The organism is Bradyrhizobium sp. S69 (assembly GCF_009766005.1).
Classification (GTDB): domain Bacteria; phylum Pseudomonadota; class Alphaproteobacteria; order Rhizobiales; family Xanthobacteraceae; genus Bradyrhizobium.
Genome location: NZ_LMUK01000041.1, coordinates 140,544 through 158,067 on the forward strand (window position 1 = coordinate 140,544; position 17,524 = coordinate 158,067).

General features: G+C 59.7%; 13 protein-coding genes and 2 pseudogenes. 9 read left to right on the forward strand and 6 right to left on the reverse strand.

Annotated features, from left to right (window positions below; genetic code table 11):
• Nucleotides 1-227: 227 nt before the first annotated feature.
• Nucleotides 228-662 carry a hypothetical protein gene (locus GSQ88_RS18035; protein ID WP_159009090.1) on the reverse strand — a complete coding sequence of 145 codons (435 nt, stop codon included), beginning with the start codon at nucleotides 660-662 and terminating at the stop codon, nucleotides 228-230.
• A 284-nt stretch (nucleotides 663-946) separates the two neighbouring features.
• Nucleotides 947-1,153, reverse strand: coding sequence for a hypothetical protein (locus GSQ88_RS18040; RefSeq protein ID WP_159009091.1), 207 nt, complete (start codon nucleotides 1,151-1,153; stop codon nucleotides 947-949).
• A gap of 207 nt (nucleotides 1,154-1,360) precedes the next feature.
• On the opposite strand from GSQ88_RS18040, the gene GSQ88_RS18045 reads away from it, so the two are divergent.
• The 5 genes and pseudogenes from GSQ88_RS18045 (at nucleotide 1,361) to GSQ88_RS18065 (ending at nucleotide 5,830) form a co-directional block, all read left to right on the forward strand.
• A complete protein-coding gene (locus GSQ88_RS18045) occupies nucleotides 1,361-1,522 on the forward strand; it encodes a DUF2934 domain-containing protein (protein ID WP_159009092.1) in 162 nt (53 codons plus the stop codon).
• Between the two features lie 132 nt (nucleotides 1,523-1,654).
• Nucleotides 1,655-3,703: a transketolase gene (gene tkt, locus GSQ88_RS18050; protein ID WP_159009093.1), complete on the forward strand. Its 2,049-nt coding sequence runs from the start codon at nucleotides 1,655-1,657 to the stop codon at nucleotides 3,701-3,703.
• A gap of 16 nt (nucleotides 3,704-3,719) precedes the next feature.
• Nucleotides 3,720-4,488 (forward strand): annotated as a pseudogene (locus tag GSQ88_RS18055) (EcsC family protein).
• A 149-nt stretch (nucleotides 4,489-4,637) separates the two neighbouring features.
• Nucleotides 4,638-4,886, forward strand: a complete 249-nt coding sequence (locus GSQ88_RS18060) for a hypothetical protein (protein WP_159009094.1) — start codon at nucleotides 4,638-4,640, stop codon at nucleotides 4,884-4,886.
• On the forward strand, nucleotides 4,883-5,830 hold the full coding sequence (locus tag GSQ88_RS18065; protein WP_159009095.1) for an MFS transporter: 948 nt from the start codon (nucleotides 4,883-4,885) through the stop codon (nucleotides 5,828-5,830). The genes GSQ88_RS18060 and GSQ88_RS18065 overlap by 4 nt, the downstream gene beginning before the upstream one ends.
• A 111-nt stretch (nucleotides 5,831-5,941) precedes the next feature.
• Here GSQ88_RS18065 and GSQ88_RS18070 read toward each other — a convergent pair.
• Nucleotides 5,942-6,313, reverse strand: a pseudogene (locus GSQ88_RS18070) (transposase); the annotation flags it as partial.
• Between GSQ88_RS18070 and GSQ88_RS18075 the strand changes: the two are divergent.
• From GSQ88_RS18075 to GSQ88_RS18090, 3 genes are all read left to right on the forward strand, one after another.
• Nucleotides 6,283-6,690 (forward strand): low affinity iron permease family protein, encoded by a 408-nt coding sequence (locus tag GSQ88_RS18075; RefSeq protein WP_159009484.1) that lies wholly within the window; start codon nucleotides 6,283-6,285, stop codon nucleotides 6,688-6,690. The pseudogene GSQ88_RS18070 and the gene GSQ88_RS18075 sit on opposite strands and share 31 nt — an antisense overlap.
• Before the next feature lie 394 nt (nucleotides 6,691-7,084).
• Nucleotides 7,085-7,270 (forward strand): hypothetical protein, encoded by a 186-nt coding sequence (locus GSQ88_RS18080; protein WP_159008515.1) that lies wholly within the window; start codon nucleotides 7,085-7,087, stop codon nucleotides 7,268-7,270.
• 1,004 nt (nucleotides 7,271-8,274) lie between these two features.
• Nucleotides 8,275-8,565 (forward strand): hypothetical protein, encoded by a 291-nt coding sequence (locus tag GSQ88_RS18090; RefSeq protein ID WP_159009097.1) that lies wholly within the window; start codon nucleotides 8,275-8,277, stop codon nucleotides 8,563-8,565.
• A gap of 608 nt (nucleotides 8,566-9,173) precedes the next feature.
• On the opposite strand, the gene GSQ88_RS18095 is transcribed toward GSQ88_RS18090, so the two are convergent.
• The gene (locus GSQ88_RS18095) at nucleotides 9,174-9,917 is read right to left on the reverse strand and encodes a Crp/Fnr family transcriptional regulator (RefSeq protein ID WP_159009098.1); all 744 of its coding nucleotides are present in this window, start codon (nucleotides 9,915-9,917) and stop codon (nucleotides 9,174-9,176) included.
• Between the two features lie 2,907 nt (nucleotides 9,918-12,824).
• On the opposite strand from GSQ88_RS18095, the gene GSQ88_RS18100 reads away from it, so the two are divergent.
• The gene (locus tag GSQ88_RS18100) at nucleotides 12,825-13,022 is read left to right on the forward strand and encodes a hypothetical protein (protein ID WP_159009099.1); all 198 of its coding nucleotides are present in this window, start codon (nucleotides 12,825-12,827) and stop codon (nucleotides 13,020-13,022) included.
• 263 nt (nucleotides 13,023-13,285) lie between these two features.
• Here the strand turns inward: GSQ88_RS18100 and GSQ88_RS18105 are convergent, their stop codons facing one another.
• Nucleotides 13,286-13,672, reverse strand: coding sequence for a response regulator (locus tag GSQ88_RS18105; RefSeq protein ID WP_210253845.1), 387 nt, complete (start codon nucleotides 13,670-13,672; stop codon nucleotides 13,286-13,288).
• Nucleotides 13,673-13,700: 28 nt separating this feature from the next.
• Nucleotides 13,701-17,015 carry an ATP-binding protein gene (locus GSQ88_RS18110; protein ID WP_159009100.1) on the reverse strand — a complete coding sequence of 1,105 codons (3,315 nt, stop codon included), beginning with the start codon at nucleotides 17,013-17,015 and terminating at the stop codon, nucleotides 13,701-13,703.
• Nucleotides 17,016-17,524 lie beyond the last annotated feature (509 nt).

The window sequence follows — 17,524 nt, forward strand, 5'->3', positions numbered from 1 at the left end:
AATTAATCTGCTGTCCGAGGATCACAGCCAGGCCGGCGGCGGCGGCCGGCATAAACTGGTGCTCGAAGGATATGGATACCGATGGTACCGCGTCGGCGGGCTGAATTATCTCTTGGAGCGCAGTGATATCGATAGTTTTGCAAGCCCTCGAAATCCGGGCTGAGACCGTCTGGCCGGACTGCCCCCGGACGGCGATTTCGCTCGATTTGCCACTGCGACCAGCTTGCCTAGGTCTTTCCCATGTCCTTGTCGGCGACAGCCACGGCGCGCAGCGCGGTCGGCTTATTCGCTTTCAGATTGGGGGCATCCACGACCAGGCTGTCAAACTCCATCTCGGCGGCAGCCTTGATAATGGGCTCTTTTGGCGCGCCCTCGGCAGGCGCGTACCACGGCGCTTTCTCAATCGCCCCTTTTTCAAGGGCTTGCGCCATCAGTTGTCCGATTTCTTGTCCGCTCAGCGGGACGAGCGAGCCGTCCTCGTTCTTGTAGAGTTGGGGACAAAAATATAACGCGTGTATCCGTGGATCATATCCGTCTACGACGAGGAAATGCTGCGCTTTGCCGAATATTTTACGCTTCGTTACAAGCCTTCTTTCCTGCGTCGTGAGTGCGACCCTCAGACGCTCGCGCTCATAGCCGACGATCGTGGCCGCACAGAACAAGCCAATCCCTCGTGTTGGCGTTGTCTGAGTGGATCGGGACGAGAGTGCCTCGCGGTTTGACAAAGATACCCATGCGCCGAAGCCTACCAAGTCTGACTATCAGGTCAACCCGATAAGACAATTGCAATAGTCAGTATGTGCCATTCCGGCGCTACATCCGATTTTGGACGTAGGAACCCTTCGACGAAGCGCGGGTTTTAGTTGAAGCCGTTTGGCTTCATCCTGAGGCCCGTTTTTGTCGCCCATGCTGGCGATTGCTCTGGAGTGCGCTCTGTGAACGAGTCTCAATTGCTGGAAGATTCGGTCGCCATCGCCTGGTCTTCCTGCAGAGAAGCGGCGAACTGGGCGACGGATACGTCGCGGCGCATTTCCTGACGGACAAGGTTGATGCCATGATCCGAACAGGCCGGCGCAATCGGATGTTTCTGGCAAACATGGCGATCATCAAGTACCGGGAATCGCGACGTAAGGTCGTCCCGATCCCCAAACACGCTTGAACTTCCGAAGCTCCCCGGAAAGTTACTCTTCCGTGATCGCGTGATGGGAACAAAGGCTCTTCCAGCGACGTTTCCGGCGCGGAACAATTGGAGGATACCGGATGGATCGGACTGCGCGTCGTCTGCAAAACGTGCGGGTGCCGATGTGCGAGATTCGTTTGTCCATGCACCCCCTGGCAGAATTTGGCTTAGGAAACTGTAATGGGACGCGTCCCCAGCATTGAGATCGTTCGCCGCGCGTACAAGATTTGGGAGGAATCAGGTAAACCTGAGGGCAAAGATCAGGAATTCTACCATCGGGCCGAGCGCGAGCTCGAAGACGAACTGGCCCAGCGGGAAGCAACGCGGTCAGACAAAGCTTAAATCTTTCAGGCTTTGTCGTCAGGTGCTGCAATTCCTTGCCCACCGCCGCCCTGCTCGCCGCGCCAAGCGTCTCGCGGTCGCGAGATAACTTTTGAAATCAGATCAATCCAGCGAAAACAGGAGATGACAATCATGGCCGACGCCGCGCCACCTCCGGCCGTCAAGACGGCCCCCAAGCCCCGCGACCAGCATCTGCGGGACATGGCTGATTGCATTCGCTTTTTGTCGATGGATGCCGTGCAGCAGGCCAAGAGCGGCCATCCCGGCGCGCCCATGGGCATGGCCGACATCGCGACCGTCCTTTTCAGGGATTTCATGCAGTTCGACGCTGCCGATCCGCATTGGTTTGACCGCGACCGGTTCGTGCTATCGAACGGCCACGCCTCGATGCTGCTCTACAGCCTGCTCTATCTCACCGGTGTCAAGGATATGACCCTCGAGGAGTTGAAGCGGTTCCGTCAGATCGACAGCAAAACCGCCGGCCATCCTGAGTACAAGCACGCGGACGGCATTGAAACGACGACTGGCCCGCTCGGCCAAGGTATCGCCAACTCGGTGGGCTTCGCGCTCGCCGAACGCATTCTCAACGCCAGGTTCGGCGACGACCTCTGCAAGCATTGGACCTACGTCTTCGTGGGCGATGGCTGCCTGATGGAGGGCATCAGCGAGGAAGCGATTTCGATGGCGGGCCATTACAAGCTCGGTCACCTTATCGCCTTCTGGGATAACAACTCGATCACGATCGACGGCCCTACCCGTCTTGCGGTCTCCGATCTTGAGATCGAGCGCTTCCGCGCCTCCGGCTGGCACGTCCAGGAGATCGACGGCCACGACACGGATGCGATCCGCGACGCCATCACCGCCGCCCGCGCCGTGACTGACAAGCCGTCGATGATCGCCTGCAAGACCATCATCGGTTTCGGCTTCCCGACCAAGGCCGGCACTCAGAAGGCCCATAGCGATGCTCCAGGCGAGGACGAAATCGCCGGCGCACGCAAAACCCTTGGCTGGGATTCGCCGCCATTCGTGATCCCCGAACCGCTGCTGCGCGAGTGGCGCGAGATCGGCGCCAAGGGCCGAGCCGCTCGCATGGCCTGGGCCGACCGCGTCAAGGCGGCTCCGGCCAAACTGCGCACCGAATTCGAGCGTCGCAACGACGGCAAATTGCCCGCAGATTGGCAGACCGCGATCGCAGCGGCCCGCGCCGAGTTCATCGCAAGCGGCAAGGAAATGGCGACGCGCTCCGCCAGCGGCGCGGTGCTCGATCATCTCGCCGCGGCTATTCCGGAATTGATCGGAGGTTCGGCCGACCTCACGCCCTCGAACAACACGAAGGCCAAGGGCATGATCGAGATCAAGCCTGGCGAATACGGCGGCACCTACATGCATTACGGCGTGCGTGAGCACGGCATGGCCGCGGCCATGAATGGCATCGCGCTGCACGGCGGCTTGATCCCCTACGGCGGCACTTTCCTGTGTTTTTCGGACTACTGCCGTCCGTCGATCCGCCTTGCGGCCATGATGCTAGTGCGGACCATCTTTGTCATGACACATGACTCGATCGGCCTCGGCGAGGATGGCCCGACCCATCAGCCGGTCGAGCAACTCGCGGCGCTGCGGGCCATACCGCATCTTGCCGTGTATCGTCCCGGCGATCCGGTCGAGACCGCCGAGTGCTGGGAGGCTATCCTCAATACGCCGCGCCAGGCGGCTCTGCTAGCCCTCTCCCGGCAGCCGATGCCGTTGCTCCGTCGCGAACCCGGTAACGAAAACAAATCGGCCAAGGGCGGCTACGTGTTCCAGGAAGCCGACGGCGGCGAGCGCAAACTCACCATCCTGAGCACCGGTTCGGAGCTGCATCTTGCGGTGCAAGCGCGCGAGATGCTCCAGAAGCAAGGCATTCCGACCGCCGTCGTCTCCATGCCATGCCGCTTGCTATTCCAAGAGCAGGACGCCGCCTACAAGAAGGCCGTGCTCGGCAAGACCCGCGCGCGCGTCGCGGTGGAAGCCGCGGTCGAACTCGGCTGGGAGCGCTACATCGGCCTCGAAGGCCGCTTCGTCGGGATGCACTCCTTCGGCGCTTCCGGAAAGATCGCCGATGTGTACAAGAAATTCGACATCAACGCCGAAGCGGTCGTTCGCACGGCGCACGAGACGCTGGCGGAGGTCGCTGCACTCTGACAAGCTCTATCCCGATGTGCCGCGGTGGGCACCCAAAGGAAGCAGTTCGATCTTGTCGCTGCAGGAATCCACAGAGATCACCAGCGAGGACCGAGATGCCCTGCGCAGGGCCGTCAAGTCGCTGGAGCATCCCGGCGTCGCCGCGCGCCTCACTAATATCGTCGGGAAACCCGTCGAACTGATCGGGTACGCTCTACCATCTTTCGCCCTCCCCGCGGACGCATTCGCAGCTTCTGCATCGGGTGCTTGCGACCGCATCCGGCGCCGCGGGAGGAACGCTCGGGTTGGCGGCACTTCCAGTCGAACTGCCGGTGTCAACCGTAATCATGCTGCGGTCAATCGCAGACATTGCACGGAGCGAGGGCGAGGACCTCTCCGATCCGGAAGCTGCGCTTTCCTGCATCGAGGTGTTCGCGTTGGGCGGCCGCGCCGGATCGGCCGACGCCTCGGAGAGCGGTTATTTCGCCGTCCGAAGCATGCTCGCCAAGACCGTGACGGAGGCCGCGCGCTTTGTCGCCGAACGCGGCGTCATCAAGGAAGGCGCGCCCATCCTTCTGAAGTTCGTCACACAGGTCGCCGCACGATTCGGAGTGGTGGTCACGCAGAAGGTCGCCGCGCAGGCCTTGCCGGTGGTGGGCGCCCTCGGCGGCGCCGCCGTGAACTACGCGGTCATCGAACACTTTCAGGACGTAGCCCGGGGCCATTTCACAGTGCGCCGTCTGGAGCGCATCTACGGCAAGGAAAAGATCCGTTCCGAATACGATCTGATCGCTAGCGAACTTTAATCGTCGATCATACTTTGCCTCAGATCTCGTTCACTCTCCTCACTGGCAGCCTCGCCGAAGCTGACGTGGAACCAAACGAAGCCGGGAACATTGGCACGGCGTGCGCAGACGGCGATCCGCCCGTCTAAGATGATCCAAGGATGCAGATCATGACTGACGATGCCCCGCCGCCTCCCTTCGTTTACGACGGCCTCGACCCTGTGCTCGAGGAAAAAACGATAATCGGCGAGCTGACGGACGCCGTGAAGGGGACCGCGCGGCGCATCGGCGATACCATCGATTCTGGCCGTCGACCGGGAATGCCTCTCAGCGTATTGAGCAATATCGCCCGAGAAGCACCGCTCGGATCGCTCCTGATCGCGTTCTTGCTGGGCGTCGCGGTCGCAAGGCGCCGGTGACCGCAGGGACGTCCACGCAAGTAGCGACTCAGCAAGACGGGCTACCTACTCCGCAACGATATTGGGCCGCCACCACCATCTGGCTTGCGCTCACACTCTCGGTCCTCGACGGCTCGATCGCCAACGTCGCGCTTCCGACGATCGCAGCGGACCTCCATGCGCCCGCTGCGGACTCGGTATGGGTGGTCAACGCCTATCAACTCGCCATCGTCGTCTCGCTCCTTCCGATGGCCGCCGTCGGTGAGATGATCGGCTTTCGCCGCGTGTTCCAGCATGGCATCATCGTTTTCACCCTCGGATCGCTAGGATGCACCCTTGCGCATTCGCTGCCGACGTTGGCATTCGCCCGGGCCATCCAAGGCTTTGGCGCCGCCGGCATCATGAGCCAGAACGGAGCGTTGGTTCGCTTCACCTACCCCTCGAAGATGCTGGGGCGTGGTCTCGGCCTAAACGCACTCGTCGCCTCGGCCGGGGCGGCGCTTGGCCCCACCGTGGCGTCCGGCATCTTGGCGGTGGCTTCGTGGCAATGGCTTTTCGCCGTCAACGTTCCTATCGGAATCGGGGCGTGTCTTTTGGGCAGGAAATCCCTGCCGGATAATCCGAAGTCCGGCGAATTCGATCTCTGGGGCACGTTGTTGAATGCATCGATGTTCGGCTTCGGATTCATCGGCATCGATCTTCTGACCCGCGGCGGCAACATCTGGATCGGGATGGCGACGTTGGCGATAGGAACGACGGCGGCTGCCGGTCTTTTCTTCCATTCGCGTTCACAGGCGGAGCCAATCGTCCCATTCGATTTATTGAGAAACCCGGTATTCAGCCTGTCAGTCGCAACGTCGATCGCTTCATTCGCCGCCCAGATGCTAGCCTTCGTGTCCCTGCCGTTCTTTTTCGAAAGCGCGCTCCATCGCGGTCAGGTAGAAACCGGTCTAACAGTCTGCTGAAAAACCCAGAAACGGAGAGTTTTCTTGTTCTCGCGGGTCGTTGTTGGGCGGCACCCGGTGGAGTTGGATGTAATTTTCCAGCCTGGTTGGGTGCACCCTGGCGACGGGTGGCTAAGCGGCAAGCAGTTTGGGAATGCGGATCAGGTTATAGGCGATCAGATTGAGCAGGAAGTCGGCGGCGACGCGAGCGATGCCACGATGTTTGGTCTTGCGCATGGTGCCGTGCTGCTTGCCCCAACCGAAGATGCACTCGACCATCGCCCGGCGTGATTGCGACATGCCATAGCCTTGATGCCGGGTGGTTCGTTGGTCGATGGCGCTGTTGCGGGTCTTGCCGGTTTTGGTGACGGCCTGGTTCTGTGTCACATGCGGCGTCACGCCGATGGCGCGAAGATTGGCGACATGATCGGCGGTATCGTACGCCTTGTCCTCACCGGCCGTGATGCGGCGGCCTGCGGCTTTGCGTCTCGACCTCCCAGGCAGCCGGCCGCGCGCTGACATTCATGATAGCCACCGGCATCGTGATTATCTGGTCCATCACCGGCCCTTTGTTTCACTACTCCAATACGTGGCAGTTGGTGATCAATACCGGCACGACCATCGTGACGTTTCTGATGGTCTTCCTCATCCAGAATTCGCAGAACCGTGACAGCGCGGCCATCCAGGTGAAACTGGACGAACTCATCAGGGTGAGTGCGGTCCACAACTCCTTCGTCGGCATCGAACACCTGACCGATCACGAACTCGATGAAATCCGGTCGAATTGCGAGCGGCGCGCCGAGGCGGAAAAGGTCGCGGACGAGACCGTGAAAAACACCAGGAAAAAGGCGCGGCGCGCCGCAGACCTCGTTACCGAATGAATGGCGAGACCGATCATACGCACAACGTCCGCCGGCAGGCGGTTTTGAAGAATATCGATTCGATCGAGGGCCACCGGCCTCCACGAGGAGGCCCGCATAGCCGCGCTCCGGAGGTGCTGAAAAGATTAAGTCGGACATTCCGCAAAATTAAGCGCTTTAGAACGCCGCCCCAAGCGCGACGGCGCATCTCTCCCCTCAATGCGTCGTTTGCTGCGATGCCACCGCGGCTCGGCTCGGCGGGCCCATTCACCTGAATCCTTGAGGCAAATGGTTCCGATAACGCTGAAAAGATTCCCGCCTGACAAAACGCAATTAAAACGGAGCAAATCGGCTGCTGGCGCATTTCATTGATGGACTCAAACAACTGTGACAGATGTCAGAAAAGGAGACCGCCATGAGCGTCAAGGGTGAAATCAAGGAAGGTGCAGGGTTCGTCAAGGAAGAGATGAACGAGCACGGCAAATCTCCCGAGAGCCAACGTAAGGCGCAGGAAGGCCGCGATCTGCGTAACGAAGGCAGGGTCGAGGACGGCAAGGCGCCGAAGACGACCAAGCCCGGAACGGGCCATCCCGAGAAGTAAAATACCGAGTCCGCCTCCGCAAAACGGGGGCGGACTTTTTTTGTGCCATCCTATTCCCGCGCGCGACGCAGCCCCGCCTTCAGGCGCTTCTCGTCTTCTCCCCAGGCGGCATTTTCGGACTTTACCCTCTTCTCAATCGCCTCGATCTCGGCCCGAAGCGCGTCTGCGCGTCTGCGCGTCGATTATGTTGCCGCTCCGCCTCGTCCAGAGCCTTTTGCGCCTTGTCGACGGCCTTCTGCCTACGTTCGCGCTCCTTCTGTCCGGCCGTTTCCTCCCTTGCTTCCTCTCGCTCGCGCCGCTGCAGCTCCCGCTCGTAAGCCTGAGCGGCCTTGCGATCCGCCGCCTTGTCGGATCGGACGGACGATTTCTTCGCCCTGGGATTTGGTCGCCTCGAAGCGGGATTCCGCTCCGCCTCGGCCGAGGTCCTTAGGCAGTTCGGCGTTCTCGCCGAAGGGCCCATCGGATCCAACGGGGCGTTTGAGACGACGCCGGTCTTAGCCATAGTGGCGGCGATGACGTCCGGATCGGCGGCCTTCTTGGCCGCGCCGTGGTGAAGTAGATTGCTGTCGGCGCCCTATGCTTCTAGCGCGGCCTTCATCGACGGCGCGGCGATTGCCTGCTCGAAGAAGCCAAGCGAAGTCTGGTAGGCCTTCAACTTCCTTGCCATCGGCCGTATCGCGCCTTCCATCCTGCTTCCGACCCGTCGCGCAGGCAGTTCGCCTCGCATCTAAGCCGTGCAGGGCGGCCGGATCTTCATCGAACTGATCAAACGCGCCGATGCTGTACGAGCACAAGGCGACGCCGGCGGAATACTCAGCCGGGCTCAAGCTGGCGATCGAGCGCGGCTGGCTGGAACTCGACCGCTCCGGCACCTTCGTGAAGTTCACCTAGGCAGGCGCGGAGCTATTCGCCTGAGCGAAGGCTGCTTTCCTGGCAGGAACGATCGTGAGCTTGCTCTGTTGAATGATCCAAGGGCAGGCAAAGATTGATCAGGGAGTAAACCGATGAAATCGAAATACAAAATGACATCGCTGGCCGTCGCCATGGTGCTCGGATCTGCCGGCGTCGCCGCAGCGCAAGGTGGAATGACGGACCGCAACGGCAATTCAAATGGCTCGCAGCATGTCGGTAACGGTTCGCCGGCGCGCGGAACCGTCATACAAGGAACGACCGGCATGGGCGCCGGCCCTGTTCGGTCATCGGAGACTGGCCCGAACGGCTCGCCCAACTTGCCACCTACAGCCAAGAGCGGGCCTGTAGGTGACCCGTCCAGGGACGCCGGCACTCCCAAATAATCGCTTCGATCGGAACGAAAAGGGCCCCGCCGTGCAAGTCGCGGGGCCTTTTCGCGTGTGTACCTCTGCGCCGCGCTGGGCCTTGGAAACGGCTGTTTCCCATTAGATTGGAGTAGTTCCATACCCGCGCTGAAAATAATCCGCTCGCGCTCCCGGACACTCAGCGGCAAAATTCGGCGATCAATCTTACCCCGCGAGGGCCGCCATGCCGCGTTTATTACCTTCAGACCAATGTCCGAAATGCCGCGGCCCGATGGAGCGAACGCCGTCCCTGCTCGGCGCGCTTTACACCTGCGATCGGTGCGATCGCCGGCGATCCGATTGAGGACATCAAGCGATGGCTGGGCTGAGAGCTTGAGCCGCCGGGCGTCGGGAAAATGCCGCCGACCGATGAAATGCATCCTATGCGCGGATACCGGATGGGTTTGTGAAAACCATCGCCGACGGCCTTGGGACGGCCCGCATGGCTGCGATTGCGGAGGCGCTGGAATGCCCTGCCCGGCTTGCAACATGGCGGACGAAGGCGCAGCGCCAGGGCTGCCGGATCGCTTCAAAACCGAGGTCGATAAGGACGCTGGCGGCACTGAAAATGGCGAATGAGCCTGACATTAATCGTCTTTGGGATACAACCCATCCATGACCTCGTCGAAATGCCGTTTCGATACGCTGTCGCAAAGGCAGGCTTTGGCTCGCAGGCCCTCGGCATTCTTGACAAGCAATGCTTTGCGTCGTGTTTCCAATAAGCGCGCAGCCTTGAACTTTTGGACCACGCGGCTCGCGTAGCTTCGTCCAACACCCAAAAGCATCCCAAGCTGCTCATGGGTAAGAGGCACTGGTCCGGGCTCAGTGCGCTGCGCCGCTGAGGTGATCCACTTTGCCGCACGTTGCTCGATGGAATGCGTCGCGTTGCAAGCCGTCGATTGGAGAATCTGTGCAAGCAGACAGTCAGCGTAGCGAGCGAACAGTCCTGCTAGCGTGCGGGATCTCCCTTTTGCGGCTTCGAGCCGAGCGACAGGCAACCTCGCAAAAGGTCCCGCGAAACGTACTGTTATCCGGGAAAAAGCCGGCAGAGAACCATGACTGACAATACCGCCCGCCGCACCTTCCCGGCCGATTAAGGCGGCATCGAACTCACGGCCATCCTCTATAGCTATCACGAAGGCTGCCACACTAGCCCCGCAGGGAAAATGCACGCTCTCGACCTGATCTCCAGGATTGTAGAGAACGCGATCCGCGGACGCGTCGAACTGGTCCAGGTATGGTGATATCAGTGCGAAGTCGCGTGGACTTAGCCGTTGCAACAGCTCATTCGCGGGCAGCCCGTTTTTGCCCACGCTATCCCGCGATGCCATTTTAGGAAGTTGCCCTTCACACTCAGCCGAGGAACGTCGGCTTATCGATGTTGTGGGGAACCGTCCGTACCAAAGTGAACACAAGCCAAGATAATTTGCCTTCTCGGGAGAAAACGATCGAGCGGAGGGTGCGGCGCGAACGCTCCTGCATCCCGGACTGACGACTATTCGATGCTGGCCTAGTCTAGTGGCCTAATTTTAAAATCGCAGTGGCCTAATTTGATGTTGTGGAACGCCAGTCCGGTCATGCCGTTTTGGAATTGGCGAGATTTTGGACTAGCGGCAAAATCATTTCATGGGACAAGCACAGCGACCGACTTGCGCTGATTGCGGGGCTCACCTCACTCTCGCACTGCCGCCAGCTGGCAGCGGTCCACTCAGTGCTTGGATTGCGAAGGCCCCGCCCCCTCAAGAGTCTCCACTCGATAGGCCGGCTTGCCGGTGAGCTGGGCTGGAACGCTCCAGACGCAGAGTAAGGTACTGGCACCTTTCCAACGCGCCGGTTATAGGATTTGTCATCCGGCAGAGGACTATCGGGGTGGAAGAGTATCGGAGCTTACTTCGTTGGGCACGACGGGCATTTCAACGGATTCGACCCCCTGATTTGTGCGGACGACGGGATTGCAATCGAGAAGGCAAAGCGCCTTGTCGGAGCGTGGGGCGTCGAACTTTGGAGCGGTCCTCGGTTGGTTGCCCGGTTGGAACCCACGGCTAAATAAGATTTGAACGGTTCATGCTTTCGCCCGTCTTCTATAGGGAGGGCGATACATGACAGCTTTACGCGAAAAGGAAATTGAACGCCGTTTGGAGCAATCCAAGCGGTTGCTCCGAGGCGCAGCCGATCCCACGACCACCGAACGAATTGGAAAGATGATCGGCGAATTGGAGCACGAAATTCGCCGCCTCAGTTGGCGGCCTCTTTGTCATCTTCCGGCTGCCAAGCCAATTTTGCGGCTGGTTGCAGCAGATTGCGACCGTCTGAAGGAATCACGGATCAACGCCACACCGGCCTTTCGGCTGGCGGGGCGTCTTTGTGTGCGGAAGCGTGGCAAAGTGGCCTATTGCACCGCGCTTACCCCTCGGCAGGCGTTTGGGCGTCCATACCCGCGGGGGGCAACTGAGGCCGTCCTTAGGATGTGCCGGCGGCGGTCCGGCACCTACATTAAATTTCGAATCTTGGCGTCGGCTCCAGAGAATCCAGTGGTAGCATCACGCCCAAGGCGCGCCCCAGCGCGTCGAATCCTGATTGAGCAGCCCCCGCCTGCACGATCCCCGCGCGGGCGGGGTTTTCCGTTCACGGTAGCGACTCCAACCGGGAAACAATTCGTGGCTAAGAAACGGCCCGAGCATTGCGGATAGTCCGGCCATGCTCGTCGTCAATCGGACCATTGAGTCGTTCACGTGCCCTAGGTGCGGCCTCCGCTACCAAGGCACGAAAGAACCATTCCCGTTTCTTTGTGCCGGTCGATTCGATTGCATCCAGTGCGGCGCTGAAATCCATGCGTGGTCTGGACCTCACGACTATACCAGATGGACATGCAGCAAGGGCGAATGAGCGAGTGGCCTATTTTGATTTGGCGAGTGGCCTAATTCGCCCAGTGTCATGGGGAACCGGTCGTCGAGCCGCGCTCCAGAATTAGGGTACAATAGGCATTGCTGCCTCACTCGTCCCAAGTGCGCGTTCCACACTTGCATTCGAACATTCGGATTGTCTTGCCCGTCCGGGGGTCAAGCATTCTGTGGATCAAGCGCGGCTCGGCATCGCATTTAGTACACCGCCGATCCTCGCGAGTTTCTTTACGGAGAGGGAGAGCTTGCCACCACTGAAAAAGTTCATTCCTCACCCCTGCCAAAGGTGAGTTGATAAGTTCAAAAGTGAACATTTGTTCCGGGTCCTTCGAATATTCAAACAGGCCACTGCGAAAATCAAACGAGGCAACCAGGGGGCAGCTCCGAATCCGCCCGGCACAAAAGCCCGTAAATATCCCGGGACATCACACCGCAGCCACTTTGTGAGGTAGTTCACATTTGGAAAAAGAAATCCGGTGGCAGCCTTCTCGCGAAGGGAATCACCAAATGCCACACAATGACCAACGGCCAGAGTGCCCCGCGTGCGGGATGAATATGGTCGCGACCACCAAGTTAATCGCAGGAGACCAGGCTTTCGAGTGCTTGCGGTGCGGCCATGCGGCACCAACCAGGCCAGAGATGAGACGTCAGACTGCGTGAGAACCGTTGAGAACCCCGGCCGGGGCTCAAAAAGGACGACTTTTGGTACAGGCAGAATTAGGCGACTCGCTTTGGAACAGTTGGGATTGCCACTGCGACCTCTGACACAGGATTCGGCCCAGACTGGAGCATTCCCTCAGCCCCGACAAAGAGTTCGGAATGAGGGTCAACGGACATCTCATCGAACAGAGCTCGCAGCTCAGGCCGGAGCCCATCGCCGCAGAGGGCAGCAATAGAATCAAACTTACGCATCTCAGTCCTCCTACGTGTTCGGGACACGATAGGAGACCCGGCTTCGCGAACCACCCGATTGCCGACAACCCCGCGGATTGCATACCGATGATGGCCAGTTGATCTGATTGCAGTGGATTTTAGTATTGCAGTGCACCTCTGCGCAACGCTGCAGGGTGGCCTTGCCTATCTCATAAAGCGCGAATGATCTGCACCGCCCCGATCAGCGCCGCGACGGACAAAACTAGGCCAGCGAAATTATCGACTGGCCAGGATTTAAGAGAGTGACCGGCGATCCGAAGCTATCGCCAAGGGCCGCCGCTTCGTTGATGGCATTCACGCCGTAGAAGTGTGGAGTGGTCCTCGTCTGGTTACCTGATTTCAGCGGGAACCCGCCGTCCGTTAGAGCGTTCTTAATCCCGGCTAACCGCCGAGGAGATGGAACCGATGCAGCGCCGACGTTTTAAGAACGTGCTCTCGTTCCCCGATCGTCTCAACCAAGAAGCACAACGCCTTCGCGAAGAGGCAAAAAAGATGCCGCACGGCACGGAGCGCGATGCGCTTCTGAAGAAGGCCCGGCAAGCGGAAACCGCCGCACACATGGACGAATGGCTTTCATCGCCGGGATTGAGGCCGCCAGATTAGGTTCACACCATGAGCGACTTACTTTACCGCGCATGCGTCGTGATTTTGTGGGTGTCTCCCATCGCGATCGCTGTGATTGTTCTGTTTATGTAAGCCGCCTACGAGTGCCAGCCATGACTCCAAGGTGCCCGGTCATCGCCTCCTCTCGTCAAACGTGACCGTGTAACGTGAGAGCGATGAGCGCTGCGAAAATCACAGAAAATACGATCGACCTGATCAATCGTTCGCTGAATATGGCGACATCCCGGATACTCTGTTTCCGTCTAGCCCCGCACACCGCTCGAACCGCCCAGGGCTTCCGTGAGCGCCATTTCGAGATCTTTCTGCTGAAAGGGCTTCTGTAGAACCGGCCGATTTCCATATTCCTGGCGAAGGCCAGTGGACCCGTACCCGGTCGCAAAGATGAAGGGCACATTCTTCCGTTGGAGCGCGTCGGCAATCGCGTACGTGTCCTTGCCATCCAGGTTCAAGTCGAGGATCGCTACTTCTATCGACTCGTTGCCGATCAGTTCCAGCGCGCGCGGCACGCTGGTGGCCTGTCCGACAAGCTTGCAGCCGAGTTCGTCAAGCATGTCCTCGATCAGCATCGCAATCATCATCTCGTCTTCGACGACGAGGACCTCGCGGTTTGATAATTCCCGCTTGCTCAAATCTCTCACCTCCGCGCCTGCCCAGACACTATTCAAGAACGGCCGGCACGTTGCCCGTAATAGTGCCCAAAGGCGCCATTATCCTGCATACGACACCGGTCTCGCGATAATCGATCACTGCTTCACCACCGAGTTGTCCCGCCAGGCCCCGCTCGATGAGCCGCGAACCGAATCCCTTACTGCTGGGTGCAGCGACTTTGGGGCCCCCCGTTTCGGTCCAGACGATCTGCAGATGCGGCGCATCTTGTTCGGCGACTGCCCATTGCACCGATATGCGGCCGGAGCCGTTCGACAGCGCGCCGTACTTCGCCGCGTTCGTCGCAAGCTCATGCACCGCCATGGCGACGGCAAGCGCCGATTTGGGAAGAAGCCTGATATCGGGACCATCGACGTCGAATTCCCGCCTAGGCGACGTGAAAGGCGACAGCGCCTTTTTCACGATGTTACGCAGGTCCGCGCCTTCCCAGTTCTGCTGGGTCAACACGTCATGTGCGCCGGCCATCGAAAGCAGGCGAGACTCAAGCGCGCTTTTCACAGTCGCCGGTACCGTGTTTCCTTTCAGCGTCTGGGCGGCGACGGATTGAACCGTTGCAAGCGTGTTCTTGACCCGATGGTTGAGTTCATTGATCAGCAGTTCGCGCTGCTGACGCGCTCGAACGTAGGCGGAAATATCCCTGAAATAGCAGACCACGCCGTAGCGACCCGCGGGGAGAGGAATGCGGTTGATCCGCCACTCGTAATATTCCCTGACCCTCCTGTCGCGTCGTTCCTCAATGTGTTCGGGCGTCACGTACGGCTCGCCGGTTTCGAGCGTGTGCCGGAATAGGCGCACGACTTCGCCGGCATAGTCCTTGGGCCAAAGGATACGAATAACCTCGTCGAAATCACGCCCAACGAGGTCGGGAATATCCCCGAACACCGGCAATGCGGTGGGATTGACGGCCTGAATCTTGAAGTCCGCGTCGACCAGATACACCCCCAGCGGAGCTTCATTAAGCAGCGTCTCGAATTGGGTCGTCCGTCGCCGCAGAGCTTCTTCGCTCGCGCGGAGCTCCCGTGCCGCGTCGCTTCTGACCCGCGCGAGCGCCAGGTTGGCGTTGACCTGTGCTACGAGTTCGCGGGCGGAGAAGGGTTTGGTCAGATAGTAATCGGCTCCGGCATCAAGGCCTTCGATGCGCGCTTCCTCGCCGGCCCGCGCCGACAGCATGATGACGGGCATATCCCGCAGGTCGGGATCCTTTCGGATCGCCTCCAGCAGACCGAAACCGTCAAGTCCAGGCATCATCGCGTCGGTGACGACGAGGTCGGGTCGGCTTCGCTTGATGGCCTCTATCGCCGCGTTTCCGTCTTTCGCGGTCTCGACGCCCCAATGGGCCCCGAGCAATCTTCCGATATAGGCGCGCATGTCCGCATTGTCGTCAGCGACCAGGATCCGGCCCTGCATCTTGTTTCCACCCACGTCGGGGGTGGCGACGTCCCGCTGCGAGATCGGGAATTTCGCCGTGGGGTCCTGTGGCAGCCAACTCAATGCTTCTTCGACGTAGGCTTCCGCTCGACTGGTCGCGGGCATAGCTGTCGATCCGGAATCGAGGCTGTCAGCCGAAAGCTGGACCGACGCGAACGGAATGTTGACCTTGAACGACGATCCCCTGCCCACTTCGCTTTCCGCAACCAGCGAGCCGCCATGCAGCTTGACGAGTTCCTGAACCAGAGCGAGACCTATGCCGGATCCCTCGAACGACCGGCTCTTCTGGTTTTCGACACGGTGGAAACGCTCGAAAAGCCGCGGTACTTCGTGAGGCGGTATGCCGACGCCGGTATCGCGCACCACAAGCTCGGCGGATTTGCCGTCGTCCGCAGCATGCATCCGGACCGAGATGCTTCCCTCGAATGTAAACTTGAAGGCGTTCGAAAGAAGGTTGAAAACGATCTTCTCCCACATGTCGCGATCGACCGGCACGCTCTGCGGCAGCGGCTCGCAGTGGATTTCCAACTTCAGTCCGGCCTTCTCGGTGGCGGAATGAAAATTTGACGCAAGCTCGCTCGTAAAATCCGACAAGTCGGTCGGTTGAAAATTGGCGTTCACCCGGCCCGCTTCGATACGGGAAAAATCAAGCAGCGTGTTCACCAGCTTGAGCAACCGCAGCGAATTGCGCTGGGCGACATCAAGGCGCTGGCGCTGCACCGAATCGAGGGCGGAAGCGGAGGTGTCGTTCAGCGCGTCCTCGACCGGACCCAGCATCAGCGTCAGCGGGGTGCGGAATTCGTGGCTGACGTTGGAAAAGAACAGCGTCTTCGCCCGGTCGATCTCCGCCAAGGCGTCGGCGCGGTGGCGCTCTTCCTCGAAAGCACGCGCACCTACCAGGCTGGCAGAGATCTGGCCGGCCAAAAGTTCAAGGAAGCTGGCGTAAACTTCGTCATATTTCCGGTAGGGGTTCAGCGCGGAAATGATACAGCCGACGGGCTTTTCCTGCCCTTTGGTACCGATCGGAATAACGACGGCCTGGGTAGACGGATTGCTCCAGACGCCGCCGGGCAAAGCAGCGCCGACCCGGGCGGACAGATCGTCCACGAGCAGGCTTCCCGCCTCCGGAATCTCGTGGGGCCACGGACCGCCAGGCAGGATCACCGCCGGCGATGCCGGATGACCGCCTTCGATGCCGGAAGCGCGCGCGAGCCGCAAGGTGCCTTGCTCGTCGTGAAGGTACAGCAGAGCGAAAGGCAGGTCCTTGTTCGCTGCGTCCAGGCCCTCCTTGATCGCATCCAGAACTTCCGATTCAGCCCGGGCCGATGCCAGGCGACCGGCGAGATGGCTCAGGGTGGAGAGCCGTCTCTCCCCTACGACGCGTTCGGTTTCTTCCGTAACGACACAAAGCATGCCGCTGATCTGGCCCTTGTCGTCGGCCAGCGGGCTGTAGGAAAACGTGTGGTAGGTTTCTTCTCGAAAACCCAGCCGCTCGAGGAACAGAAGCAAGCCTTCGTCCCAGGTAGCCTCGCCGGTGTTCAGCACGCGCTCGATGCGAGGCCCGATATCGGGCCAGATCTCCTGCCAGACCTTGTCCGATCTGGACCCAAGAACCCAGTCGCGCTTTATTCCGACCGTGGGGAGGTACGCATCGTTGCAGAAAAATCTCAGGTTCGGACCCCAAGCCATCCACATCGCATAGCGGGAAGTTAACACGATCCGAACGGCCGTCTTCAGGCTTTGAGGCCACGACCCAGGCGCACCGAGGTCGGTCGCAGCCCAGTCAAAATCCCGCATCATCGACGCCATTTCGCCCGATCCTTCCAGGAAATCGGGCACGCCGCGAATCTCAACCGTTGGGTAAGGGGTTTCGAGCATCCAAGATGTCGGTTCTAAAAATCCTAAAGAAAAACTGCCGGGTTCCAAACGCGAATTCAGTAACCCGCTGTCCCCGCGTTTGTTCCCGGTTTTTGCATATTTTGGTCGGAATCCGGCGCAATGGAAGTGGAAAAATGCAGGGGCCCCTTGAGTTATGTCGCCCCCCGGACACAAAAGTGTCCGCGCGGCTTCTAAGCCGTTGGCCTCCTCCCCTAGAAAGAATTCCACACTCGATGGAACGGCCTTGTATTCCGCGCTGGCCTTATAGCGGAGTAATCACGGCCTCTTAGCGTACCTATTTTCCAATCGAATCAATGACGGTGGTTGCGGATTCATTTCCATTTCGCAAAGAAAACGCGGGTTATGTCCCGACCAGTTTCGTCATCCAGGACGACGAAATAAATTCGTCTTTTGAGCCAGCCGAGCAACTTGCTCCCCGTATGACAATTGCGATCGATATCAAAATGCACTCCTCCCGATCGAGGACACCGTCGGAGAACAACCGGACC